The 24,058-nt window shown below is 44.4% G+C and carries 21 protein-coding genes; 4 read left to right on the forward strand and 17 right to left on the reverse strand.

The window, feature by feature from the left end:
• Positions 1-4: 4 nt before the first annotated feature.
• The 11 genes from QEP08_RS14080 to QEP08_RS14130 form a co-directional block, all read right to left on the reverse strand.
• The gene (locus tag QEP08_RS14080; protein ID WP_285058938.1) at positions 5-2,089 is read right to left on the reverse strand and encodes a hypothetical protein; all 2,085 of its coding nucleotides are present in this window, start codon (positions 2,087-2,089) and stop codon (positions 5-7) included.
• A 4-nt stretch (positions 2,090-2,093) separates the two neighbouring features.
• On the reverse strand, positions 2,094-2,837 hold the full coding sequence (gene fabG / locus QEP08_RS14085; protein WP_285058939.1) for a 3-oxoacyl-[acyl-carrier-protein] reductase: 744 nt from the start codon (positions 2,835-2,837) through the stop codon (positions 2,094-2,096).
• 66 nt (positions 2,838-2,903) lie between these two features.
• Complete coding sequence (locus tag QEP08_RS14090) at positions 2,904-3,968, reverse strand: agmatine deiminase family protein (RefSeq protein WP_285058941.1); 1,065 nt, start codon at positions 3,966-3,968, stop codon at positions 2,904-2,906.
• A gap of 9 nt (positions 3,969-3,977) precedes the next feature.
• Positions 3,978-4,853, reverse strand: coding sequence for a carbon-nitrogen hydrolase (locus QEP08_RS14095; protein ID WP_285058943.1), 876 nt, complete (start codon positions 4,851-4,853; stop codon positions 3,978-3,980).
• Positions 4,854-4,907: 54 nt separating this feature from the next.
• Positions 4,908-5,111 carry a cysteine-rich CWC family protein gene (locus QEP08_RS14100; protein ID WP_285058944.1) on the reverse strand — a complete coding sequence of 68 codons (204 nt, stop codon included), beginning with the start codon at positions 5,109-5,111 and terminating at the stop codon, positions 4,908-4,910.
• 149 nt (positions 5,112-5,260) lie between these two features.
• Positions 5,261-7,645, reverse strand: coding sequence for a ribonucleoside-diphosphate reductase subunit alpha (locus QEP08_RS14105; protein ID WP_285058945.1), 2,385 nt, complete (start codon positions 7,643-7,645; stop codon positions 5,261-5,263).
• Positions 7,646-7,753: 108 nt separating this feature from the next.
• The gene (locus QEP08_RS14110; protein ID WP_285058947.1) at positions 7,754-8,728 is read right to left on the reverse strand and encodes a ribonucleoside-diphosphate reductase small subunit; all 975 of its coding nucleotides are present in this window, start codon (positions 8,726-8,728) and stop codon (positions 7,754-7,756) included.
• A 381-nt stretch (positions 8,729-9,109) separates the two neighbouring features.
• Positions 9,110-9,562: a septal ring lytic transglycosylase RlpA family protein gene (locus QEP08_RS14115; RefSeq protein ID WP_349019038.1), complete on the reverse strand. Its 453-nt coding sequence runs from the start codon at positions 9,560-9,562 to the stop codon at positions 9,110-9,112.
• 112 nt (positions 9,563-9,674) lie between these two features.
• On the reverse strand, positions 9,675-10,151 hold the full coding sequence (locus QEP08_RS14120) for a methionine-R-sulfoxide reductase (protein WP_285058948.1): 477 nt from the start codon (positions 10,149-10,151) through the stop codon (positions 9,675-9,677).
• A 155-nt stretch (positions 10,152-10,306) separates the two neighbouring features.
• Positions 10,307-11,176 carry a succinate--CoA ligase subunit alpha gene (gene sucD / locus QEP08_RS14125; protein WP_285058950.1) on the reverse strand — a complete coding sequence of 290 codons (870 nt, stop codon included), beginning with the start codon at positions 11,174-11,176 and terminating at the stop codon, positions 10,307-10,309.
• Positions 11,177-11,265: 89 nt separating this feature from the next.
• A complete protein-coding gene (locus tag QEP08_RS14130) occupies positions 11,266-11,835 on the reverse strand; it encodes a TMEM175 family protein (RefSeq protein ID WP_285058952.1) in 570 nt (189 codons plus the stop codon).
• Positions 11,836-11,884: 49 nt separating this feature from the next.
• On the opposite strand from QEP08_RS14130, the gene QEP08_RS14135 reads away from it, so the two are divergent.
• A complete protein-coding gene (locus QEP08_RS14135) occupies positions 11,885-12,319 on the forward strand; it encodes a hypothetical protein (protein ID WP_285058954.1) in 435 nt (144 codons plus the stop codon).
• Here the strand turns inward: QEP08_RS14135 and QEP08_RS14140 are convergent.
• From QEP08_RS14140 to QEP08_RS14150, 3 genes are all read right to left on the reverse strand, one after another.
• Complete coding sequence (locus QEP08_RS14140; RefSeq protein ID WP_285058956.1) at positions 12,297-13,106, reverse strand: 3-keto-disaccharide hydrolase; 810 nt, start codon at positions 13,104-13,106, stop codon at positions 12,297-12,299. The two genes, QEP08_RS14135 and QEP08_RS14140, sit on opposite strands and share 23 nt — an antisense overlap.
• A 92-nt stretch (positions 13,107-13,198) precedes the next feature.
• Positions 13,199-15,628, reverse strand: a complete 2,430-nt coding sequence (locus tag QEP08_RS14145) for a T9SS type B sorting domain-containing protein (RefSeq protein WP_285058957.1) — start codon at positions 15,626-15,628, stop codon at positions 13,199-13,201.
• 8 nt (positions 15,629-15,636) lie between these two features.
• Entirely contained in the window at positions 15,637-16,923 is a 1,287-nt protein-coding gene (locus tag QEP08_RS14150; protein ID WP_285058959.1) for a dicarboxylate/amino acid:cation symporter, read from the reverse strand.
• Between the two features lie 72 nt (positions 16,924-16,995).
• Between QEP08_RS14150 and QEP08_RS14155 the strand changes: the two genes are divergently transcribed.
• Positions 16,996-17,451, forward strand: coding sequence for a hypothetical protein (locus tag QEP08_RS14155; protein ID WP_285058960.1), 456 nt, complete (start codon positions 16,996-16,998; stop codon positions 17,449-17,451).
• Positions 17,452-17,878: 427 nt separating this feature from the next.
• Here the strand turns inward: QEP08_RS14155 and QEP08_RS14160 are convergent, their stop codons facing one another.
• Positions 17,879-19,651, reverse strand: a complete 1,773-nt coding sequence (locus QEP08_RS14160; protein WP_285058962.1) for an ABC transporter ATP-binding protein — start codon at positions 19,649-19,651, stop codon at positions 17,879-17,881.
• Positions 19,652-19,653: 2 nt separating this feature from the next.
• Entirely contained in the window at positions 19,654-20,418 is a 765-nt protein-coding gene (gene truA / locus QEP08_RS14165; RefSeq protein WP_285058964.1) for a tRNA pseudouridine(38-40) synthase TruA, read from the reverse strand.
• Between the two features lie 90 nt (positions 20,419-20,508).
• Between truA and QEP08_RS14170 the strand changes: the two genes are divergently transcribed.
• Positions 20,509-20,967 carry a DUF4293 domain-containing protein gene (locus tag QEP08_RS14170; RefSeq protein WP_285058966.1) on the forward strand — a complete coding sequence of 153 codons (459 nt, stop codon included), beginning with the start codon at positions 20,509-20,511 and terminating at the stop codon, positions 20,965-20,967.
• An 84-nt stretch (positions 20,968-21,051) separates the two neighbouring features.
• Positions 21,052-22,941, forward strand: coding sequence for a DEAD/DEAH box helicase (locus tag QEP08_RS14175; RefSeq protein ID WP_285058968.1), 1,890 nt, complete (start codon positions 21,052-21,054; stop codon positions 22,939-22,941).
• 54 nt (positions 22,942-22,995) lie between these two features.
• Here the strand turns inward: QEP08_RS14175 and QEP08_RS14180 are convergent, their stop codons facing one another.
• Complete coding sequence (locus QEP08_RS14180) at positions 22,996-23,994, reverse strand: NAD(P)H-dependent glycerol-3-phosphate dehydrogenase (RefSeq protein WP_285058970.1); 999 nt, start codon at positions 23,992-23,994, stop codon at positions 22,996-22,998.
• Between the last annotated feature and the right edge of the window lie 64 nt (positions 23,995-24,058).

Raw genomic sequence — 24,058 nt, forward strand, 5'->3', positions numbered from 1 at the left:
ATCGTTAAATTTCGCCGTTTCTTTTTCTAAAAAACCATTCCAGGGTCAGCAGTGAGAGGATAAATGCAAACAACCACTTAAAGTTAATCAATTCCTCATACTTGCGGTCTTCATAGCTCAATGTTTTAATTTGCTCATTACCGGTGATATCCTTCATAATGCTCAGCAAATCCTGGGGCATGTACATCTTGCCGTTGGTTTGCGCAGACATGCTGTTGAGCAACTGGTGATTGGCCAAAGTCTGCTGGTATTCCGCATTCAATGCATTTACATAAAACAAACCCCGGGCGCTATGCCTTTTATTACCAAGCGTTGTTGAGGCTGTAAAAGTATAATTCCCTGCAGGCAGTGTCCCCGCATCAAGCTGATAGGCCGATTCAGTTCTGGAAAACAAAAAATTATAAATCTTTCCTTCCATATTCTTAAGCTGCACATTCACATCAGGTGTATTTACGGTCTCGTAACTGTCGTTGTACAAAACCGCATTGATCAGCACATTTTCGTTTTCATCAAAAGTATTTTTGGAGGTATAAACCTTAAATTTCCTTTTATCATCCTTTATTGCCAAATATTGGACGGTATTGGATATCAAGCCATTAAAAACCCCTGCCGGTTGATCCTGCTGTGCCTCGGACAAGCGCCATCTCCACATTCCTTCACCAATCAGATACCCTATTTTACGTCCGTTGTCATTCACGAAAAACAGCAATGGTGCGCCCGTCCTGATCTTCCCTATCCGCTGGCTCAAAGCTACCGCAGCATTGGCAGCAACCGTTATTTTCCCAAATGGAGATTGTAAAGGATCAAAATCCTCTATAATTTTGGCAGCCGAAGGATTCAAATCAAAAGCTGTAAAATTCGGATCAGCATAGCCAAAGACATCTTGCAGTGTGGCGGGGTTGCCATTGTAATTTACCTGTTTCTGGATTTGATTGAACGCATAAAGATCGCTTTGCGCACCCAGAATATACCATACTGCTGCCTTGCTTTCCTGTATCTTGCCCAGGAAGGCATTGACTTCTCCCTGCGCAGCCGGTAACTGATATAAAATGACCAGGCTGTAATCTTTCACATTCAGGCCATTCAATTCATCCCCAAGGGCAACTTTAAGATCGTAATATTTGTTTAAAGCTATCGCTTCTTTCAAAGCCGCGATATCCGGATGAGGTGCCGCAGCTGCAATCAGTACTTTCTGACGTGCGTCGATCACATCAATAAAGACTTGCTGTATATTATTTCGCTCAGATATCTCGTTTCTAAGAGGACTTAGCTGTACCGTGTATTTCCGGAGGCCTAGCCTGGAAGCTTTCAGTTTGACCGGCACATGCTGCACAAAAGCATTAGATGTTACTTCAACTTTACTTTCATACACCTGCCTGCCATTTTCCATCACAGTAAGCCTGGTTGCCTCTCCTTTGCTTTCAAATGCCTGGACCTGTATTTCCATCGTAAATTCATTGTCCAGGTATACAAGGCTATTGTGGTTGACATTGGAAATGAGCACGTCTTTTTTGGGCACAGTATCTCCAAGTGCAATGGTATAGACCGGTGCTTTTAACTTATTAATATCATAAAGAGGGCTACCGCCGCGATTAAAGATCCCGTCAGAAGCCAGGATCACTGCCCCGACGTTACGGTTCAGCAGCTCATCATTGAGCCGGTCGATGAACTGAAAACCGTTGGTCAGTTTGCCTTTGTAGCTAAAGTCAAATCCGTTTCTTACGCCATCACTAAAATTATAAACTTTGACTTCATAGGATCTAGCCAGCTGATCTGCGAGTCTCTGCAGATCTTCCTGATATTGCTTTTCATTAAATCCCAGCGGTTTAATGCCCCCAACAGACAGAGAATTATCCTGACCAATTACAATGATGGGCTTTTCCAGGTTGTAAGATACCCTTCTTACCAGCGGAAAGAACAGCAAAAATCCTATCCCGGCTACAACGACGACCCGTGCAGCGGCAAGGCCATAGCGCAATCTTTTATCCAGATGTTCTGTACGCCGATATAGGAGCCATGCAAAAAGCAGGCCTGTCAGCAAACATCCGGAAAGGACAAGTAAAGTATATATTGTAAAAGAATCATTCATCATGCTACAGCATGCCGCCGCACACAGACAGCACCTGTCCGGTTACATAAGCGCTCATATCTGATGCAAGAAATACACAAACATTGGCAACATCTTCTGTTTCGCCGGCTCTTTTCAAAGGAATTCCCTCTTCCCACCCTTTGACAACCTTAGGATCCAGTACATCCGTCATTTCTGTCCGGATAAACCCGGGAGCAACCACATTGGTACGGATATTCCGTGAGCCCAGTTCCTTTGCCACAGATTTGGAGAATCCAATGATACCCGCCTTAGATGCAGCATAATTGGCCTGTCCGGCGTTGCCCTGTACACCAACTACGGAACTCATATTGATGATAGAACCTTTGCGCGCCTTCATCATGACCTTTGAAACCGCCTTGGTCACATTAAAAACGGACTTCAAGTTTACATTCATGACCTCATCCCAGTTTTCCTCTGTCATGCGCATCAGCAATCCGTCCTTGGTAATCCCTGCATTGTTCACTACGACATCAACCGTTCCAAAATCAGCAACAATATCATTGATCAGTCTTTCAGCTTCCTCAAATTTGGATGCATCAGAACGGTAGCCCTTCACCTGTGTACCGAAACTCTGCAGTTCCTGTTCTAAGGCCTGTCCTTTTTCTACTGAGGACAAATAAGTAAAAGCCACGTTGGCACCTTGTTCCGCAAATTTCTCGGCGATCTTACGGCCAATTCCTTTAGATGCACCTGTAATCAATGCTGTTTTTCCTTCTAATAACTTCATCTGTAATTATGTTTGATTGAATGTTTTTAAATTATAGTGTTAAGATACGAATAGAATCAGTCAATCCTAAATCGCGGGTTCCTGCTGGCTTAGACAGTGAAAACTACCCAGACCCCAAATGATATCTGTAGAGTCGATCCCTACAACCTTCCTATCCCGGAAGACGCTTCTTATGATTGCCAAAGCTTTTTCATCGTTCACATCCCCGAATGTCGGCACAATTACAGCCGAATTTGCGATATAAAAATTAGCATAAGATGCCGGCAGCCGGGTATCTTCATGGATCACCGGTGAAGGCATCGGCAGCTGAACGATATTCAGGGGCCTGCCATCCAATAACCTCAGGCTTTTTAAAGTTTCCAGATTTTCCTGCAGCAGGAGATAGTTTTCATCCAGCGGGTTACTTTCAACCACGGTCAGTACGGTATCGGCGTTCACAAATCTGGTGATGTCATCAATGTGTCCGTCAGTGTCATCACCCACTATGCCATCACCCAGCCACAGTACTTGTTCAGCACCATAAAATTCCAGCAGATAATACTCAATCTGCGCTTTAGTCAGCCCTGGGTTTCTATTTTCATTCAGCAGGCAGGCAGTTGTAGTCAATATTGTTCCCGCTCCGTTAAACTCCACTGAGCCACCTTCCATAACAATTCCCGGATTGTATACCGGCAGGTTAAAGTACTCTCCAATCTTGGTTGGGATCACATCATCCAGATCATAGGGGGGATATTTACCGCCCCATGCATTATAATCCCAGTCTACGATCGCTTTTTTTGTACCCGCAGTATTTAATAAAAATGCCGGGCCATGGTCCCTGCACCAGGCATCATTGCTGGTATTAAAATAAAACTCGATCTGGTCCAGGTCAGCTCCCGCTTTTTCCAATTCTGAAATCGCAAACGACCTGGTTTCCTCATCGTTAACATTAATCCTGACTTTCTCGCCTTCTGCAACTACCTTTATAAACTGACAGTAAGGCGCATAGATGGTGTCTATTTTTCCCGGCCAGGAGGCTTCTTTATGAGGCCAGCTTAACCATGTTGCCTCATGTTTTGACCATTCAGCCGGAAAACTGTAGCCATTCTTTTTGGGACTGCTGTTGAATATTACTTCGTTAAATGATGACATTTTTAAATCTTAATCTTCGTCAATAAACCTTTTGGTGATCGGCTGATAAGAATCTATCCTGCGGTCCCTTAAAAAAGGCCAGTGCTTGCGGAAGAAGTCAGATTCAGCTAAATCAAGCGCAACAACCTCCGTCTCTTCCTCGTCATGTGAACTTAGATATAAGATCCTTCCCTGAGCATTCGTAGCAAAACTCCCGCCCCAGAATTTCATTGCACCACCCTGCTCAAAACCAACACGGTTTACACTTACAACGGGGACTCCGTTTGCAACAGCATGCGAACGCTGGATGGTTTGCCAGGCATTATACTGGTCTTTATTTGTTTCCTCGTCCTGATCTGTTGCCCAGCCAATCGCTGTTGGGTAGAACAAAATCTCAGCACCCATCAGCGCCGTAATGCGCGATGCCTCAGGATACCACTGGTCCCAGCAGATCAGAACACCGATTTTCGCGAATTTTGTCTGGAAGACCTTATAGCCCAGATCGCCCGGAGTGAAATAAAATTTCTCATAAAAGGCAGGATCATCCGGGATGTGCATTTTACGGTATTTACCCAGATAAGCACCGTCAGCATCTAAAACCGCAGTAGTATTGTGATACAGACCTGCTGTGCGTTTTTCAAATAATGAAGCGATGATCACTACACCCAATTCTTTGGCTACTTCAGCTAAGGCATCAGTAGAGGGGCCGGGAATAGCCTCGGCCAGGTCAAAGTTTGAATAATCTTCAACATCACAAAAATACAGAGAAGTAAAAAGTTCCTGCAAACACACAATCTGTGCCCCTTTTGCAGCAGCTTCCCTGATTTTCACAATCGCTTTATCTAAATTTTCCTGCTTATTACTGGTACAGCTCATTTGCACCAATCCAACTTGTACTTTTGCCATTCTTTGTCAACAAATAATTCGGCGCAAAGTTAGTAAAAAAAAGAAAGATAGGACTCAGGAAGAAACGGCATCCCTGTATTCCTGCTGCAGTTCAAACAAGCATCTGGCACACAGGCATCCATCGTAAAGTTCACTGATATACTGAACCTCATTCAGATCGAGCTGCACCGCACTGCACTGGCATTTGGTGTATGCATTTGCCTTACATTCTATCGGTGTGCCGCAGCGCTCGCAGGGTATGATCTCATGTTTAGCCATCGGTACAAAGGTACGATGTTTTATAACACCTGTTTTACAACTTTTGTCATGCGATGATTAAAAATAATTAAATAAAAAGGGCGGTCCCGACAGATGTCGGGACCGCCCTTTTTATTACAAATTTTGAGGTCTCAAAATTCCATTCCGTATTAGCCGGAGCAACTGATGCATCCTTCTTCCATTGTACACACCGGGCCCTCTATAATCTCTTCAGCAGCCTGTGCCTGTTCAATGTGCGCAGGGATCACCGGCTCCATATTTTTACCGGCCTGGTTCTCTACTGTAAATTTAACAGCCTGAGAAGCAGCTTGCGTACGCAGATAGTACATACCTGTTTTCAATCCTTTTTTCCACGCATAGAAATGCATAGAAGTCAGTTTGGATGTATTCGGCGCATTGATGAACAGATTCAGCGATTGTGACTGGCAGATGTAAGCACCTCTGTCAGCAGCCATATCGATAATGCTGCGCATCTTGATTTCCCAAACGGTTTTATAGAGTTCCTTGATATAATCAGGGATCTCAGCGATGTCCTGGATAGAACCATTAGCTAAAATGATCCGGTCTTTCATTGCCGGGGTCCACAGACCTAAGGCTACCAGGTCTTTTAGTAAATGTTTGTTGACTACGATGAACTCTCCGCTCAATACCCTTCTGGTATAGATGTTAGAAGTATAGGGTTCAAAGCATTCATTATTTCCCAGGATCTGAGAAGTTGAAGCAGTAGGCATCGGAGCTACCAGCAATGAGTTGTAAACACCGTCTTTAACCACTTTCTCACGTAAGGTCTCCCAATCCCAGCGGTTACTCTCCGGTTTTACATTCCAGAGGTCAAACTGGAATTTGCCTTGTGATAGCGGAGAACCTTTAAATGTCTGGTAAGGTCCGTTTTTAACCGCAAGATCATGAGATGCAGTCATTGCAGCAAAATAGATCGTTTCAAAAATGTCTTTGTTCAGGATACGTGCACCTTCACTTTCAAAAGGCAGGCGCATCAAAATAAAGGCATCTGCCAGTCCCTGGACACCCAAACCAACCGGTCTGTGGCGCATGTTGGAGTTTCTCGCCTCTTCTACAGGATAATAGTTATAGTCGATGATTTTGTTCAGGTTTAAAGTGGCCTGATAAGTTACATCATATAATTTTTGGTGATCAAACTCACCGTTGATCACAAATCTTGGCAACGCTAATGAAGCAAGGTTACACACTGCCACTTCATCTTTAGAAGTATATTCGATGATCTCGGTACAGAGGTTGGAACTTTTAATCGTTCCAAGGTTCTGCTGGTTAGATTTGCCGTTAGCCGCATCCTTATATAACAAATAAGGAGTACCGGTTTCAATCTGCGAATCCAGTATTGCGAACCACAATTCCTGTGCTTTAATGGTTTTACGTGCCCTGCCTTCTTTTTCATAACGCTCATATAAAGCGTCAAATTCCTCGCCGAAGCAATCTGCAAGACCAGGGGCCTCGTGCGGACAGAACAGGCTCCAGTCGCCATTCTCTTCCACTCTTCTCATGAAAAGGTCACATACCCAAAGCGCATAGAACAGGTCACGTGCACGCAGTTCTTCCTTACCATGGTTTTTACGCAGGTCAAGAAAACTAAGCACATCGGCATGCCATGGCTCCAGGTAAATCGCAAAGGCACCTTTACGCTTGCCACCGCCCTGATCTACATATCGTGCAGTATCATTAAATACTTTCAGCATTGGCACTATCCCGTTGCTTGTTCCGTTGGTGCCACCGATATAAGAACCTGTAGCGCGGATATTGTGGATGCTCAGGCCAATACCGCCCGCACTTTGCGAAATCTTAGCAGTCTGTTTCAAAGTATCGTAAATACCTTCAATACTGTCATCCTGCATAGTCAGCAGAAAACATGACGACATTTGGGGTTTAGGAGTAGCTGCATTAAACAGGGTTGGCGTAGCATGGGTGAACCAGCGCTCGCTCATCAGGTTATAAGTAGCTATGGCACTGTCAATGTCACTTTTATGAATCCCGACCGCCACACGCATGAACAAATGCTGCGGCCGCTCTACGATCTGTCCCTCAATTTTCAGCAAATAAGACTTTTCCAAAGTTTTAAAACCGAAATAGTCAAAGCCAAAATCCCTGTCATAAATAATGGTACTGTCGAGCACATCTGCATTATCCCTGATTACTTCCCACACATCATCAGCGATCAGCGAAGCAGGCTTGTCTGTTTTAGAATCAATATAATTGTACAGCATCTCCATTGTCTTAGAGAAAGACTTGGTTGTGTTTTTATGCAGGTTTGATACCGCTATACGTGACGCCAGCAGTGCATAATCCGGATGCTTGGTGGTTAAAGAGGCAGCCGTTTCCGCAGCAAGGTTATCGAGTTCTGACGTAGTTACCCCATCATACAGACCTTCAATCACCTTTTTGGCAACATCTATAGGATCCACAAGGTCAGCGTTGAAACCATAACATAACTTCTCGATCCGGGCAGTTATCTTGTCAAATCTTACCGCCTCTTTGCGGCCATCTCTTTTTACTACAAACATATTTTCTAGGTATTTATGGTGCGTATTGGACTTCAGAGCGACAAACCCAGCATCGGCACCGATTATAATTTATTTATTAATTTTCTTATCGTCTAACCCCGATAAGCCTTAAAAATCATCATCCAGAGAGAAAGCCGAAGCCTTATCTTCAGTAGAGGTCAGCACACCGCTTTTCTGATAGTCGCCCACCCTCTTTTCAAAGAAGTTGGTTTTTCCCTGCAGCGAGATCATCTCCATAAAATCAAACGGATTACTGGCATTATATATCTTGCTGTAACCCAGTTCCTGAAGCCACCTGTCGGCCACAAACTCAATATATTGCGACATGAGCTTTGCATTCATTCCGATCAATGCCACAGGCAGGGCATCAGTAATAAACTCCTTTTCTATTTCCACAGCATCTTTAATGATGTCGTGAACCGCTTTCTCACTCAGTTTATTCTGCAGCATACTGTACAGCAGACAGGCAAACTCACAGTGAGAACCTTCGTCTCTGGAGATCAGCTCGTTACTAAAAGTCAGGCCAGGCATTAAACCGCGTTTTTTTAACCAGAAAATGGAACAGAAGCTTCCGCTGAAGAAAATACCTTCTACCGCAGCAAAAGCTACCAGGCGTTCCGCAAAGTTACCGCCTTCGATCCAGCGCAAAGCCCATTCTGCTTTTTTCTTCACACACGGAACCGTTTCTATCGCATGGAACAGCCTGTCTTTTTCATCAGGATCTTTGATATAAGTATCAATAAGCAGCGCATAGGTTTCTGAATGGATGTTCTCCATCATGATCTGAAAACCATAAAAGCAGCGTGCCTCAGGCAACTGTACCTCACTCATGAAGTTTACCGCGAGATTTTCATTCACTATACCATCACTAGCAGAGAAGAAAGCGAGAATGTGAGAAATAAAATGTCTTTCACCATCATTCAGATTGTCCCAGTGCTTCTGGTCATCCGAAAGATCAATCTCTTCTGCAGTCCAGAAGCTGGCCTCACTTTTCTTATACATCTCCCAGATCGCAGGGTATTTAATCGGCAAAAGAACAAAACGGTCTTTGTTCTCCTTCAATAATAATTCTTCTTCTTGCATAAGCCTCTGTTAACTAGGGTAAATGATTTGTTGAACTTAAAAGCCCTTAATAAATCCAGTAGCCGAGGGAACTAATACCTAATGACAAGATTAAAAAGACATGAAATCCTCTGACAACCTTAAGCAACTAAATATTAAACCTTTAACTAAGAATCTGTGTGTGATTTATTAAAGAATCTTACTAAAACAAATATAAAGTAAGCCGCCTTTTTTGTAGAACAAAGTTGTTAACACGCTGTGGGTTTCACATACTGAGACCATCAAATTAACGTCGTAATCAGTCAGCAAAAAAGCTAATTATTTCTTTTTTAGGGGGTACTGAAAAAAAACAATTGTTAATAATTTAAGAAAACTGACTTTGAGAGCAGGAAAGTTAGCGGATTATTCCTTTTCAGTGGCGTAGCTGATTTCCAGCCGGGCCACCCCTTTTCCATAAAAACCAAGGGCCTTTGCGGCAGCAGCGGAAACATCGATTTTAAACTTTTTGGAATGCGGGCCCCGGTCATTGATCTCCACATCTACAGAACGGCCATTATCAGGATTGGTCACTGTCACTATCGTTCCAAATGGAAGGGTAAGGTGTGCCGCAGTCAGTTTCTTTCCCCGGTAACGCACACCGCTGGTCGTTCTCCGGCCTTCAAACTTACTGGCATAATAAGTTGCATAAACCGTCTCAGAAAATATCCGCGATGTTTTATCGATCACATCTAACGCATAATTCTTAGCTTTTGTAATACTCCCTGAAGGTTCATTAGTGCTTTCTTTTTCAGGTTTATCTTGGCTGAAAGCCAAAGAAGAAATCAGCATCCCGCATAATAATAAACAATACTTCATATATTTACTTTAGTTGGTGAACACTGCAAACATAAGCAAACTCAACTCTTATAAACAAACAATGCCCGACAAGTTATCATCGGGCATTATAGCAATATCATTACTGATTAAATTATTTCTTATCAGGCACAAAACTCATAGAAATTGAGTTTACACAGTGACGTGTATTTTTATTTGTAAATCCTTCACCAATAAAAACGTGCCCCAGGTGTGCCTTACAGTTTGCGCATACAATCTCCGTCCGGGACCCGTCAGCGTCCGGAATCCTGATCACGGCTCCCTTGATCTCATCGTCGAAACTCGGCCAGCCGCAATGTGAATCAAACTTAGAATCTGAGCGGTAGAGCGGCGCATTGCAACGACGGCAAACATAAGTACCTTTCTCTTTATTGTTGAGTAACTTGCCTGTTCCAGGGTATTCGGTGCCTTTACGCACGATCACATCCTCTTCTTCTTTGGTTAATTTATTCCATTCCATATTACCAGTTGTTTTTTTAGGCGCTTCCTTTTTAGGCTGCTGGGCACAAGCCAACAGGCCCGTCATAGCTAACAAAGCCCCCAGCATAAATGTTTTACCGATCAATCTCATCTTTTCCTTTATTATTTATTAAATATACGCAGCACTGCGCCCGATAGTTTCATCAGGAAGTAATAATAATGTCATTCTACCGGGCATAGAACTAGAAAAGCTCCAACGAAACAAGTTTCATCAGAGCTTTCAGTTTATACAAGAAGATCTTATTCCTATTTTAACAGCCTGGCCATCGCTTCACCAATCTCAGCAGGGCTTTCCACTACAGTAATCCCGCACTCAGCCATAATTTTCATCTTGGCAGCGGCTGTATCATCAGCACCGCCAACGATCGCACCCGCATGACCCATTCTGCGTCCGGCCGGAGCAGTCTGGCCCGCTATAAAACCAACCACAGGCTTAGTCCCGTTTTCCTTGATCCAGCGCGCAGCTTCAGCTTCCATGCCCCCGCCAATCTCGCCAATCATGATGATGCCTTTAGTTTCAGGATCATTCATCAGCAACTCCACTGCTTCCTTCGTAGTTGTCCCGATGATCGGGTCACCACCAATACCGATTGCAGTAGTGATACCCAGACCTGCCTTTACTACCTGGTCTACCGCTTCATAAGTAAGAGTACCTGATTTCGACACCACACCTACAGTACCTTTTTTAAAGATAAAACCTGGCATGATACCAATTTTGGCCTCATCAGCAGTGATGATACCCGGACAGTTAGGACCAATTAAACGGCAGTCTTTATCTGAAATATATTCTTTAACCTGGATCATATCCTTGGTTGGGATACCTTCAGTGATACAAACAATAACCTTGATGCCCGCTTCGGCTGCTTCCATGATGGCATCAGCCGCAAACGCAGGCGGAACAAATATGATAGATACATTAGCGCCGGCTTTGTCAACCGCATCCTTTACCGTATTAAACACTGGTCTTTCCAAATGAGTCTGGCCGCCTTTTCCGGGTGTAACACCACCTACAACGTTTGTCCCGTACTCAATCATCTGAGCAGCGTGATATGAACCCTCATTACCTGTAAAGCCCTGAACAATAACTTTTGAATCCTTATTTACTAAAACACTCATGTATCTTTAATTTTTGTGCAAACTTAGGTATAATTGTTTTTAAAAACAATTATACCTAACGCGCTCCCCCTATTAAAAAACGACTTTATTCAAATCTTTTTTTCCACTCTCCGGTCGGGTATAAACCAGATTACTGCGACCAGAACATAGCAGGCAATCCCGATCAGCGGACTGATAAAACTACCCCCAATCGCAACCAGATAAATCAGGGTCGAAATGATGTCTTTAACGTGCCCCTTAAAGGCAGAAGAAAAATCTGAGTCAGGCCCGTGCAAGCTGACCAAAGTCCGTTCCAGGATAAAGTAAGCCATTGCAGCCATGAACATGACACAGCCATAAACCATCACCGGTAATGTTTCAAAATGATTTTCGCCCATCCAGGCAGTAGCGAAGGGAAACAGCGACAGCCAGAACAGCAGATGCAGGTTTGCCCATAGCACTTTCCCATTGACCTTTTTCACCAGCTGCAGCATGTGGTGATGGTTGTTCCAGTAAATTCCCACATAAATGAAACTCAGCACATAACTCATAAATACCGGGGCCAGTTCCAGCAAAGCATGAAACGAACTGTCGTGAGGAACCTTCAGTTCCAAAACCATAATTGTAATAATGATGGCCAGTACGCCATCACTAAATGCTTCCAACCTGTTTTTATTCATGAATTAAATATAATATTTGTATTCAAATTTATATAGCTTTCAGATACAAATGAAACCACTAAAAATATACTTCAGAATATTGCAGACAGGAAACGGGATTTACCTGAAAACCAGGAACGAGGTAAACAACCTCATCGTGGACACCATTGACCGGAATCCGAGCAAGTCTGCATCAGCGATCCGGGAGATCGCTATCGAAGAGTTTAAGAATAACCCCGCCGCTCAAAAAGTCTTGATGAAGAGTGAGCGGTTCTTCATAGACAACATAACCGCGGTAGAGATCTTTGTCACTTTTCTGCCCGCGGAGAAAAAACCGGCGGACCAATTTTATACCCAATGGAGGTTCTTTCAAAATTCAGCACCATACAGGCTTGTCCAGTATCTGGATGAGAACAGGATTGTTGTATACAGTGAAAAGACCAAAGTCCTGCATACCATTAAACTGGACAAGGACGTTACCGTTATTGTCGACGAAGCTGTTTGATTTCTATATTTTTAAAGTCGACCGGCTGACCCTCACTTTGCAGCGCAATAAAACCGCTGCTCAGCAATTTGCCATCCTGTTTGTACTTAGGATCAAAGCCATTGGCTACGCCACCACCTATTTGTGGCTTTGAATATTGCAATACCGTATCGCCATTGATGATGTGGGTGATCAGTGAGTCACCCAAAACGATCAGTTCCCCCCTTACCCACTGCTCACCGTCATAAGTTTTGGAAGTCGAATTGATACAATGATCGGGCGAAATCCTGCCTTTGTAGATCACGTCAGTACCGGGCGAGCACATATTACCGGTTGGCCTTGGCTTTCCGTCGCCCAATCCGGCCAAAAGCTGCATTTCAATGGATATCGGCCAGTCCTGTTCTTTGAGCATCGTTCTGGGATCCTGTGAATGGAACATAACCCCGCTGTTTAGCAGCGTATATCCCGGCGCCCCTTTCTGAAGCTTGCCCACAAAACGGTACTCAAACTTGAGGTGATAATAAGAATACGGGGTCTTATAATACAAGTGTCCAAACTGGTCGTTGAAATCGCCATACTGATCATACCTGATCTTGATGATTCCATCTTCCACCCTAAAAGTATTGCCATAGTTTTCCCCTACCTCATGGTGATGGATTTTCACGAACCAGTCGTTAATGTCCTTTCCGTTAAACAGTTTTTTCCAGCCTTTTTTATCGTCGCCTGCGGTATCAGAAGTTTTTTTCATCTGGCCGCAGCTGGACAGCATAAAGCAGGCAATCAGAGCCAGGAAATACGTATTTTTCATTTGTGTGAGATTAAGGATTTGGTTTCCGCACAAAATACAAATTAAAAAACAGTTTCAAAACCCGGCTGCGGGAGGGAACGGTGCCTGTAGGATCACCTGATCAGCACCAGCGAACCGGTCAATGGCTTCGCGGATTTTTTAGTGACTACATAATAATAAGTACCATCAGGAACATCAGCGCCTTTGACCTTGCCATTCCAGAAGGGCTGTTTCGCCGAACCATCAAACACGCTGACACCAAAGCGGTTGTAGACATGTATTTTTGCATCCGGATCATCTTCAAGGCCTGCTACAGTCCAGAGGTCGTTGACACCGTCACCATTTGGACTGAAAGCATTGGGTGGCACTGGTGGCGCGCAGTAGGGCACGACGATATATGTGGTACTCGCCGTACAGCCACTGGCATCCTCCACTTCCAGGAAGTATTCTCCCGGAGCTGTCACTTCCAGGAAATTTGAAGTACCCGCCACACCATCCCAGGTATAAGTCATAAAGCCCTGGGCTGCGGTCAGTTTTAAATTCTGCCCCCGTATGGTACAAATCTGCGTTTGGGCTGGCGCCTCAAGTTTCAGCAACTCGTTGATTTCTACTGGCGCAGTCGGGCTTCGCGGGCCGGTACAGTCCTCACCCAAATTAATAGTGGCATCATAATTACCTGCCTGACTCACCTTTATCTCCCTTGAGGTCTCTCCGGGGATAACACTTCCGTTTCTCTGCCACCTATAGGTAAAAGTAATTCCGTCGATATCCGGATCCTCCACACTCAGTGTCACGGTATCCCCATAACAAAGTGACAGGTTTTTACTGCGTGTGATGACGGGGGCCGGTACTTCAACTTCGTTTAATTGTACGGACTTCATCGGCATAGGCCTTTCCGTGCAGGGATCGATATAAAATAACTGGTACCTGCCGGGCAGCTCCGCCTTCAGGACGTTTGAAGTTTCAGATAAAGGCTGATCATTCCTGAACCATTGATACTTCATGCCTGGGGTGGTGCTGGTGGCGCTGAAAGTAAATTTGCAACCTTTGAGCATAGATACCGTATCCGGATAATTAAAATCGATTATGGTTCGCTCAGGATCCCGAAGATAAAAAGGACCAACGTCCACATATTCTCCACATGACAATAAAGTAATTTTAATGCTGTACATCCCCCTGTCCGACAAAGTCCACTCAGTCAGGCCTTGTAAACTATCAATCTCTATACGATCTCCATAATTTTCCGGATCCCTGTACCACTGCACCAGGTAATCTGCTGGATTACTGCCAGGCAGGTTTACCCTGAACTTATACTCCTCACCATTGCTTACGCAATAAGCATCCTTTAACCCTGCGTCCACGGAAACCAACAGGCCATTTCTGCCAAATGTATCCTTACCAACATTTTTTGTAGCTGGCGCCATCGGAATCTTCACAATCCCCTTATCGGTGGCCAGCCAAACTGCAGTCTGACAAAACAGCTTGTCTCCCTCTTCAACGCCTGCCAGCTCGAGTGCTATGCTATTTACCCTCCTTTCGAAATCAAAAAGTTTAGTGAACCCTATTTTATCAATTTCAGAAGTCACATCAGGACTAAATGATCGTGCTGAATAATAAAGACCGTCATTTGCTCCCGCCAAAACTATCTTATCATTAAAAATATCCCTGAAAAAATTCAGTTCCTCGAGGTCATTTATATTGAAATCCAACTTCCTTCTAACCTCGGCTAATCCGCAACTTCCGGAAGTCTTGACAAACAAGCCTTTGTTCGTGCCCCAATAATCAAAGCCTTTTTTACCACCGTCTTTTTCCTCATTAAAAGGGGCTTCAAAATAGGTGCAGTTTACAATTCCATCATAGACAGGAGAGCTTTCCGGCAATAAGGTTTCTGTAGTCACCGTATCTACTCTGTTATAGTAGGCAGTAGTTAAATTGCCGAAGCACTGCGAAACGGGATGAACCTTATATTGAAAATCAATGGACTTAAGACTGGAATTGCTGATCTCGATATCCGGACTAGATCCGGTACTTACTGGGGTAAAAGACGCAAATGTGCCATCATCCCTGAAAAGTGAATGTGCCAGGGTGTAAGTAGCAATGGCCAGCCAATCGCGTTTACCGTGATAACCTTCCAGATATGTATTCCTGCTGGCATGAACGACAGCAATTCCGTTTATCTGCTGTCGCGAACCCGGCAAAACAATTTCTGTCAGCGCGGCCATATTTTTAACCTGGTAGAGCTTATCCCCGGCAAGGAAATACATTTCACTGGCATTATAGCCCGCAATGTCTGTGACAAATACATTAGGTATTGTAGCAAAAGGAGTAAAAACAGCATCACTGCTAAGCTTATAATAAACTTTACCAGCATCAGAAATCGCCCATACGGACTGGTCTTCTCCACAAACGATTACCTTGCGCATGTCAATAGCCTGTGTTTCCGGAAAACTCACCCTGCTCTGAAATATTGACCCGACATCCTGTGGACATGCACGAACAGCCCAAAACAACAGCAAAAAGACAAGTAGAGAAGTCAATTTCATAGAGCAATTTAATGATTTTCAGCTAAATATCGGCTTCCGCCTTTTCGATTGCCTCGGGGGCTCGTAGCCAGCAAATATTTTTCCTCGTCAAATTCATTCTCACTCTTCGCGATCACAATGGTCGCAATCCCGTTGCCGATCATATTGGTAATCGCCCGGGCTTCAGACATGAACCTGTCTACGCCCAGCAAAATGGCTATGTGTTCTACAGGCATGATCTTCAGCGCCGTTAAAGTAGATGCCAATACAATAAAACCGCTTCCGGTCACTCCTGCGGCACCTTTGGAGGTGACCATCAATACCGCAAGTACACTGACCTGCTGCCCAAGAGACAGGTCTACCCCAAACACCTGGCAGAGAAAAATGACGGCCATAGAAAGGTAAATCGCTGTTCCGTCGAGGTTAAAAGAATATCCGGTAGGAATCACCAGTCCCACCACAGACTTTTTGCAGCCGATGGCTTCCATTTTTTGCATCATACTGGGAAGGACAGATTCAGAAGAAGAAGTGCCCAATACAATCAGGATCTCCTGACGGATATACCTCAAGTATTTCCACAGGCTAAACTTATAATACCTGCAAATGCCGTTGAGCACCACAAAAATAAAAAGAAAACAGGTCAGGTATACCGATCCCATCAGCTTAGCCATAGGCAATAGAGTCTTTAACCCATAAGTGCCGACGCTGAAGGCCATCCCGCCGAATGCGCCAAGAGGCGCCAGGCGCATCACCACTTTCATGATATTGAAGAAAACTTTAGAGATCTTATCGAATGTACTCAAAAGAGATGCGCCCTTTTCTCCCATTTTATTGAGCCCGTAGCCAAACAAGATCGCAAAGAACAGGATCTGCAGGATGTCCCCCTTGGCAAAAGACTCAAAAATGTTGTGCGGGATAATGTGTGTCAGGAATTCTACCCAGTTGATGCTGCCCGCCTGATCGGTATAGGATTTGATTTTGCTGACATCACCTTCTGCGGTCTGTATGCCTGCACCCGGCTTTAATAAATTGGCTACCAGCATCCCTATAATAATGGCAGCGGTCGTCACGATCTCAAAATAAAGCAATGCCTTTCCGCCTACCCGGCCTACTTTTTTCATATCACCCATATGGGCTATGCCCAGCACAATGGTCAGAAAAATGATCGGAGCAATCAGCATACTGATCATATTGATAAAACTCTGGCTGATCAGTTTGGCATGCGGTGCAAAGCCCGGAAAAAAAGCGCCAACCAGTATACCAAGCACAATAGCGGTCAGCACCTGAAACGTGAGATTTGAAAAAATAGATTTCATCGGACTATAATACTGATTTTTTATTATAATATGATTTCTCTGTTTTTTGCATTATCATTGACATCCAGAGCCATGAAATATTTTTTGATCCTGACATCCGCCCTATTTTTTTTGACTTTATCCTGCACCGCACAAAAAAGAACCGCATTGCAGGATCTGGACGATATCCGCAGGGCTTATGAGCAGGGAAAGTACCTGCAGGCGCTGGCCAAATTAAAAGTCGCGGAAAAGCAAAGTAAAAAGACAGGGCCTGAGCTTCTATATTTGAAGATTCTTTTGCAAAAAGCAATTTTACCACCCGCAGACGACGATGCCTTTTACAGCCAAATCGAACAGTTTGACAGTCTGGAAGAGCTGCGTGACAACTGCAAAATATACCTGCATTTTTACGGGCCTTCAAATGCGGAAAGCCCTAAACTGAAGAAAGTGCAGCAAATCCAGCTAGACCTCCGCGAATATCCTGTCGCAAAAGTTCAGTTTGATGAGCTCATGCATTTGCGCAAAATCCAGAAAAAACATAGCGATTAATGGCACCAAAAAAATAGTATAGGTGGAATAATTAAAGTATCACAGAGACGTTTACATAACAATCGGCCATATTAACGATTATCCCTATACGTCTATGGAAGAAAAGAGAAAGTGCCCTAAATGCAAAACAGGTCGCCTCGAGGAACGTGTCAAGCGTCCTGTGATTGTTAAAACGCTGCTGTTTTGGTTGCCCCTAAAACGGTATCGTTGTTTTGATTGCGACCGGAAATCTTATGTCCTGAGTAGCTGAAAGCGTACTGTTGCTAAATCTTCATGACTTCTTTTCAACCTCTTCTAGGGGGTTGCTAGGGGGTTGCATGATCCCCCGGGCTTTTCAACCCTTTTACCTGGTTCGCGTGATCACCTCGGGGACATTGAGCAGCAAAGGACAGAGAAGCCTGGCATAAAGCAGGCAGTAAGCAGGAAATTAAATAGTAGTGATGCCGGTTGAGTTAAACTGAAGGTCGTACAAGCGTTTGTAATAGCCATCCAGTTTAAGCAATTGCTGATGTGTCCCCATTTCTTTGATCTCGCCTTTATCCAGCACCAGGATCTTATCGGCTTTTTGAATGGTTGACAGGCGATGGGCAATGACGATAGAAGTCCTGCCCTGCATCAGGTTCTCTATAGCCCTTTGAATCAGCATTTCAGTTTCCGTATCTACAGATGAGGTAGCTTCGTCGAGTACCAGGATAGAAGGATTGTATACCAGCGCACGAATGAACGAGATCAGTTGCGCCTGACCAGCTGATAAGGTAGCTCCGCGTTCCATTACATTGTACTGATAACCGCCCGGCAATCTTTCAATAAAATCATGGGCGCCGACTTTTACCGCCGCGTCCACAACCTCTTCCATGGTGATCTCCGGGTTGTTTAAAGTGATGTTGTTGAAAATGGTATCTGAAAAAAGAAAAACATCCTGAAGTACAGTTGCGATATTGCTGCGCAGGTAGCTGAGCTCGTAATCCTGAATCCGTACTCCGTCTATTTTAATGTCTCCTTTTTGAATTTCATAAAAGCGGTTCAAAATATTGATCGTCGATGACTTTCCCGCACCCGTAGCACCGACCAAAGCAATCGTTTTTCCGGCCTCCACTTCAAAAGAAATGTTTTTCAGCACATAGTTCTCCTCGTTATAGGCAAACCAGACCTGCTGAAAAGAAATCTGTCCGGTCATTTTATCCGGGGCGAAGACGCCTTTATTTTCTGTAACCTCATCTGTATCCAGCACCTTAAACACGCGCTCGGCACCAACCATCCCCATCTGGAGGGTGTTAAACTTATCCGCAAGCTCCCGGATTGGACGGAACAGCATACTGATGTACAGGATAAATTCTGCGATTGTTCCTGGTGTGACTTCCAGCGGATTGGCTAAAATGCTCCTTGATCCGTACCAGATCAGTAAACCGAGCGACATGGCCGAAATGATCTCTACAACCGGAAAAAATATGGAATAGTACCAGTTTGACCTGATGTTCGCATCGCGGTAACGCGCATTGATCTTTACAAACTTTTTGTATTCCTGTTCTTCCCTTGCGAAATACTGAATGATCGAAACGCCGGTAATGTGCTCCTGCAAATAGGTATTCAGATTGGATACCTCTGTCCTGATCTCCTGGAAAGCTGATTTAATTGCTTTTTGAAAGATCGAAGTCGCAATGATCAGTAAGGGCATGGGCAGCAGTACAACGAGGGTGAGCGCCCAGTCTTTATAGATCATTACACCAATGATGACGATCACCATCAGGATGTCTCCGATGATGACGATCAGGCCTTCAGAAAAAATTTCCGCAATTGTCTCCAGGTCTGATACTGTTCTTGTGATCAGCTGTCCTATAGGCGTATTGTCAAAGTACTTTAACCGGAGCCGGGTGATGTGGTTAAACACATTTATCCGGAGATCGCGAACCGCCGACTGCCCAAGGGTGTTGGTCAGCAGGGTATGGCTGAACTGTATCCCGGTCTGCAGTACAAGCAGCAGCAGCATAACTACCGTCATGGAGAGCAGGCCCGAATAGTTGTCTTTCATGATGTAATTGTCCAGTGTATACTGAATCAGAAAGGGCCGTGCCGGAGCGATCAGCGCCAGTAAAATCGTCAGCACCACAGCCCAGGCAAAGATATTGCGATAGGGCTTTACGTATTGAAAAACTCTTCTCAACAAACCTGCATTGATCGCATCTCCTGTTACTTTCGACATATTTATTTTACAAATGGATAGCTTACGCTGACCAGGTACAAGCCGCAGGCGGGCACAGATTGCCCGGCGTTACAGCGGTCCTTACTTTCTATAATTTCTTTAAACTGTGTTAGGTTAATTTCATTTTTGCCAATTCTTACCAGTGTCCCGATTATTGCACGGACCATGTTCCGCAGAAACCGGTCTGCCCGTATGGTAAATTGCAATCCGCCGTCACTGGTTTCAAAAAAAGCTTCCGTGATCCTGCAGTTGTTGGTAAATGTCTGGGTGTTGGACTTACTGAAGCAGGAAAAATCGGTATAAGCGGGCAACAAAGCTGCGGCTTCATTCATTGCGTTCAGATCCAGGGCACCCTTATACAGCCATGAACGGTCTAGTTTAAAGGGGTCTTTGTGGAAGTGCAGATGATAATGATACGCCCGCTCAGTAGCGTCAAACCTGGCATGGGCATCGGCTGCAACTTCAAAAATGCGCTTTACAGCAATTTCGTAGGGCAATAGAGAATTGATTCCCGCAACCCATTTTGAAGGTACCCCGGTTTTCACCGGCTCTTCTTCACTGGCAGGGCCCAGGTCAAAATGAGCATAAAACTGGGTGGCGTGTACCCCGGTATCGGTCCGGCCGCAGCCTACCGTACTTACCTGCTGCCTGAAGTACACCGATAGTGCCTTGTCCAGGCATTCCTGCACGGTCAGCGCATTTGGCTGTATCTGCCAGCCGTGGTAGACGGTACCATTATAAGACAGTTCAATAAAATAACGCTGCATGTTCAATCTTACAAATCTAATATTCTTAATCTGTTTTTAGATTGGTTAGTTTCTGTCTTTTAATATCTTTGTTTAAATTATGGAATTGATATGATACAACGGGTTCAGTCTGTATGGCTATTTCTAGCAAGCCTCACTCTATTTTTATTATTGTTGTTGCCTGTCGTTAGCAACCAGATCAATGGTTCGGAATTTTGGATCATGGTCACCGGATTGTATCAAAAAACCAATGAAACTGCGATAAAAGTGGAGTCATTCAGACCGCTTTATATTTCCGCCGCCGCAGTTGGGCTGATCTGTTTCATTTCCATATTTGCCTTCAGGAACAGGACAGCACAAAAACGCATCATTATAGCAGCGATGGTGCTCATCATCTCCCTGTCCTATTGGATCTTCAATTATGCGCAAAAAATACCCGGCGGTATTGCCAGTGCATCTTATGGTGTCGGTGCATTTTTACCCATTTTAGCGGTACTGTTTTGCGCACTTGCATTGCGCGGTATCCGCAAAGACGAGCAATTATTGAAGTCCGCCGACAGACTCAGATAATTAATTCCCTCATTTTTATTTAGTTACGCTTCTGGAAAATATCAATTATTAAGCTTACCTTTGCGGCTTAATAAATTATATTACATGATAAACCCATTTAGTAAATTGGGGATAAGTGATGATGTTGTTAATGCCGTAAAGGATTTAGGTTTCGAAGCACCTACCCCTATTCAGGAACAAAGTATTCCTGTACTGTTAGAGGGCAATAACGATTTTGTTGGTTTGGCCCAAACAGGAACAGGAAAGACAGCCGCATTCGGTTTACCTCTGTTAGAATTGATAGACTTTAAAAGCAATAAGCCACAGGCACTGATTCTATGCCCGACAAGAGAGCTTTGCTTGCAGATTACCAGCGACATCAAGAATTTCTCAAAAAACATCTCTGGTGCAAATGTAGTTGCCGTATATGGCGGTGCAAACATTATGCAGCAGCTGCGTGAAATTAGAATCGGTGTACAAATAGTAGTGGCTACACCGGGCCGCATGCTGGACATTATAGGACGTAAGGCTATAGATTTCACCAACGTGAAATATGTAGTACTTGACGAAGCCGATGAAATGCTCAACATGGGCTTCCAGGAAGACATCAATGACATCTTGTCTACAACTCCTGATGATAAAAAAACATGGTTATTCTCCGCTACTATGCCTCCTGAGGTAAGAAGAATAGCTAAAAATTACATGGAATCGCCGGTTGAGCTGACCATGGGAACAAAAAATACCGGTAACGTAAATATCGAGCATGAATACTATACCGTACGTGCAAGAGATAAATATGCTGCTTTAAAACGGATTGTGGATTTCAACCCAGAAATCTTTGCGGTAGTATTTTGTAAGACCAAACTGGATACCCAGGATGTGGCCGAGCATTTGATCAAAGATGGTTACAATGCAGATGCACTCCACGGAGACCTTTCCCAGCAGCAGCGCGACAAAGTAATGCAGCGTTTCCGCGACCGTCATATGCAGTTGCTGATTGCTACAGACGTTGCAGCACGTGGTATTGATGTAAATAACGTGACGCACGTGATCAACTATTCTTTACCTGATGAGATTGAAAGTTATACCCACCGTAGTGGCCGTACAGGCCGCGCCGGAAAAACCGGTATCTCCATTTGTATTGTCAACTCTAAAGAGATTGGCAAGATCCGTCAGATTGAAAGGATCATTGGCAAGAAGTTTACGAAAGCCGATCTGCCTACAGGTTTTGATGTCTGCGAAAAACAATTGTTTGCTTTGGTACACAAGGTTCATAATGTAGAGGTTAACGAAGCCCAGATCGAGCAGTATATGCCACGGATCATGGACGAGTTTGCTGAATTGAGCAAAGATGAAGTGATCAAACGTTTTGCGTCTTTAGAGTTCAACAGGTTCCTTGAGTATTACAAAAATGCACCTGACCTGAATTCTACTGCTGATGACAGAGGAGAACGCGGTGAGCGTGGGGAACGCGGAGAACGGGGAAGCAGACCATCAAGAGGAAGTGACGGGTATACCCGGTTTTTCATTAACCTGGGATCTGTAGATGATTTCACCAGAGGTGATTTGTTATCTTTTGTCTGTAACAACGGAAAGATCAGCGGAAAAGCAGTTGGTAAAATTGATTTAAAAGGTGTCTATTCCTTCATCGAAGTAATGGATGACACTGCTGACTCTTTGCTCAACAACTTCAAGGGTGTTGAATTCAACAATCGTGGTGTAAGGATAGAAAAGACAGCTGATGGTGATGGCGGCGGACGCAGTCGCGGCGGCTTTGGCGGCGGCGAGAGAAGAAGCGGCGGTGGCGGCTATAGCGGCGGCGGAAGAAGCGGCGGTGGCGAGCGTAAAAGCTATGGCGGCGGCAGCGGAAGACGCGAAGGCGGAAACAGCGGCGGTGGATTCAGGGATTTCTCTGGCAGAAGCCGTGAGGATCGTGGTGGAAGCGGTGCAGGAAGACGTGAAAGCGGCGGCAGCGACAGAAGACGCAGATCTTAATCACAGCATATAAAAAAAGCCCTTCAGCAAATGCTGAAGGGCTTTTTTTTGCTTTTAGTTCAATTGTTCGGTAAGCAGGCGCATTTCTATATGGGGAGAGTGCTTTTCATATAAAATGGCATATACCGCCCTGCTGATCGGCATGTCCACTTTATATTTTTTATTGATGTAATGCATACAGTTTACCGCATAATATCCTTCTGCGATCATGTTCATTTCCAGCTGCGCCGATTTAACGGTATAACCCTTTCCAATCATGTTCCCAAAGGTACGGTTACGGCTGAACTGTGAGTAAGCGGTAACGAGCAGGTCGCCGAGATAGGCAGATTCATTAATGTCCCTGGAGATCGGATGTACAACGTTTACAAATCTGTTAATTTCGCGGATAGCATTAGAGATCAGTACCGCCTGAAAGTTATCTCCATAGCCAACGCCATGACAAATTCCACTGGCTATCGCGTAAATATTCTTCAGTACCGCTGCGTATTCTGTTCCAAAAATATCATCAGATATATTGGTCTTGATGTACCTGGTATTTACCAGACTGGCAAATGAAGTGGCTAGTTCTGTATTTATAGAGGCAATGGTCAGGTAAGACAGTTTTTCCAGCGCAACCTCCTCGGCATGGCAGGGGCCGCTGATCACTACGATGTCCTCCAGGGGAACATTGTATTTTTCATTCAGAAATTCCCCGATGATCATGTTTTCGTCAGGTACGATACCTTTGATGGCTGATATGATCTTCTTGCCGCTGAGCTGATCTGCTGTAATGTCCTGCAGGGTTTCTTTTAAGAAAGCTGCCGGAACGTTCAGTATGATATAATCTGTCGCGCTGATGATCTTTACCAGATCGCCGGAAATATTTTCCTCCGGGATCCTGATCTCGACTGAGCTTAGATAATTGGGGTTATGTTTATACTTCTGAAGATGAGTGATTGCTCCGGCGTTGCGCATCCACCAGTAGATCTCTTTTGAAGTAAAATTATCTGAAAGCATCTTGATGATCGCAGTAGCCCAGCTACCACCCCCTATCATTGCAATTTTAGGTACCATAGCAATTAAATAAAAAACCCCGGTCTTTGTTTTAAACCGGGGCAATTTACTTATTAAAAACGAC

The sequence above is a fragment of the Pedobacter ginsengisoli genome (assembly GCF_030244015.1).
GTDB classification, from domain to species: Bacteria; Bacteroidota; Bacteroidia; order Sphingobacteriales; family Sphingobacteriaceae; genus Pedobacter; species Pedobacter ginsengisoli.

Bases quoted from the DNA above. Each gene is read 5' to 3' on its own strand.
- QEP08_RS14095 (WP_285058943.1), bottom strand. From the start codon at position 4,853: ATGGCAAAAGTACAAGTTGGATTGGTGCAAATGAGCTGTACCAGTAAT.
- QEP08_RS14110 (WP_285058947.1), bottom strand. From the start codon at position 8,728: ATGCAAGAAGAAGAATTATTATTGAAGGAGAACAAAGACCGTTTTGTT.
- QEP08_RS14100 (WP_285058944.1), bottom strand. From the start codon at position 5,111: ATGGCTAAACATGAGATCATACCCTGCGAGCGCTGCGGCACACCGATA.
- QEP08_RS14170 (WP_285058966.1), top strand. From the start codon at position 20,509: ATGATACAACGGGTTCAGTCTGTATGGCTATTTCTAGCAAGCCTCACT.
- QEP08_RS14180 (WP_285058970.1), bottom strand. From the start codon at position 23,994: ATGGTACCTAAAATTGCAATGATAGGGGGTGGTAGCTGGGCTACTGCG.
- QEP08_RS14130 (WP_285058952.1), bottom strand. From the start codon at position 11,835: ATGAATAAAAACAGGTTGGAAGCATTTAGTGATGGCGTACTGGCCATC.
- QEP08_RS14140 (WP_285058956.1), bottom strand. From the start codon at position 13,106: ATGAAAAATACGTATTTCCTGGCTCTGATTGCCTGCTTTATGCTGTCC.
- QEP08_RS14150 (WP_285058959.1), bottom strand. From the start codon at position 16,923: ATGAAATCTATTTTTTCAAATCTCACGTTTCAGGTGCTGACCGCTATT.
- QEP08_RS14120 (WP_285058948.1), bottom strand. From the start codon at position 10,151: ATGAGATTGATCGGTAAAACATTTATGCTGGGGGCTTTGTTAGCTATG.
- QEP08_RS14145 (WP_285058957.1), bottom strand. From the start codon at position 15,628: ATGAAATTGACTTCTCTACTTGTCTTTTTGCTGTTGTTTTGGGCTGTT.
- QEP08_RS14135 (WP_285058954.1), top strand. From the start codon at position 11,885: ATGAAACCACTAAAAATATACTTCAGAATATTGCAGACAGGAAACGGG.
- QEP08_RS14175 (WP_285058968.1), top strand. From the start codon at position 21,052: ATGATAAACCCATTTAGTAAATTGGGGATAAGTGATGATGTTGTTAAT.
- fabG (WP_285058939.1), bottom strand. From the start codon at position 2,837: ATGAAGTTATTAGAAGGAAAAACAGCATTGATTACAGGTGCATCTAAA.
- QEP08_RS14080 (WP_285058938.1), bottom strand. From the start codon at position 2,089: ATGAATGATTCTTTTACAATATATACTTTACTTGTCCTTTCCGGATGT.
- QEP08_RS14090 (WP_285058941.1), bottom strand. From the start codon at position 3,968: ATGTCATCATTTAACGAAGTAATATTCAACAGCAGTCCCAAAAAGAAT.
- QEP08_RS14155 (WP_285058960.1), top strand. From the start codon at position 16,996: ATGAAATATTTTTTGATCCTGACATCCGCCCTATTTTTTTTGACTTTA.
- QEP08_RS14160 (WP_285058962.1), bottom strand. From the start codon at position 19,651: ATGTCGAAAGTAACAGGAGATGCGATCAATGCAGGTTTGTTGAGAAGA.
- sucD (WP_285058950.1), bottom strand. From the start codon at position 11,176: ATGAGTGTTTTAGTAAATAAGGATTCAAAAGTTATTGTTCAGGGCTTT.
- QEP08_RS14105 (WP_285058945.1), bottom strand. From the start codon at position 7,645: ATGTTTGTAGTAAAAAGAGATGGCCGCAAAGAGGCGGTAAGATTTGAC.
- truA (WP_285058964.1), bottom strand. From the start codon at position 20,418: ATGCAGCGTTATTTTATTGAACTGTCTTATAATGGTACCGTCTACCAC.
- QEP08_RS14115 (WP_349019038.1), bottom strand. From the start codon at position 9,562: ATGAAGTATTGTTTATTATTATGCGGGATGCTGATTTCTTCTTTGGCT.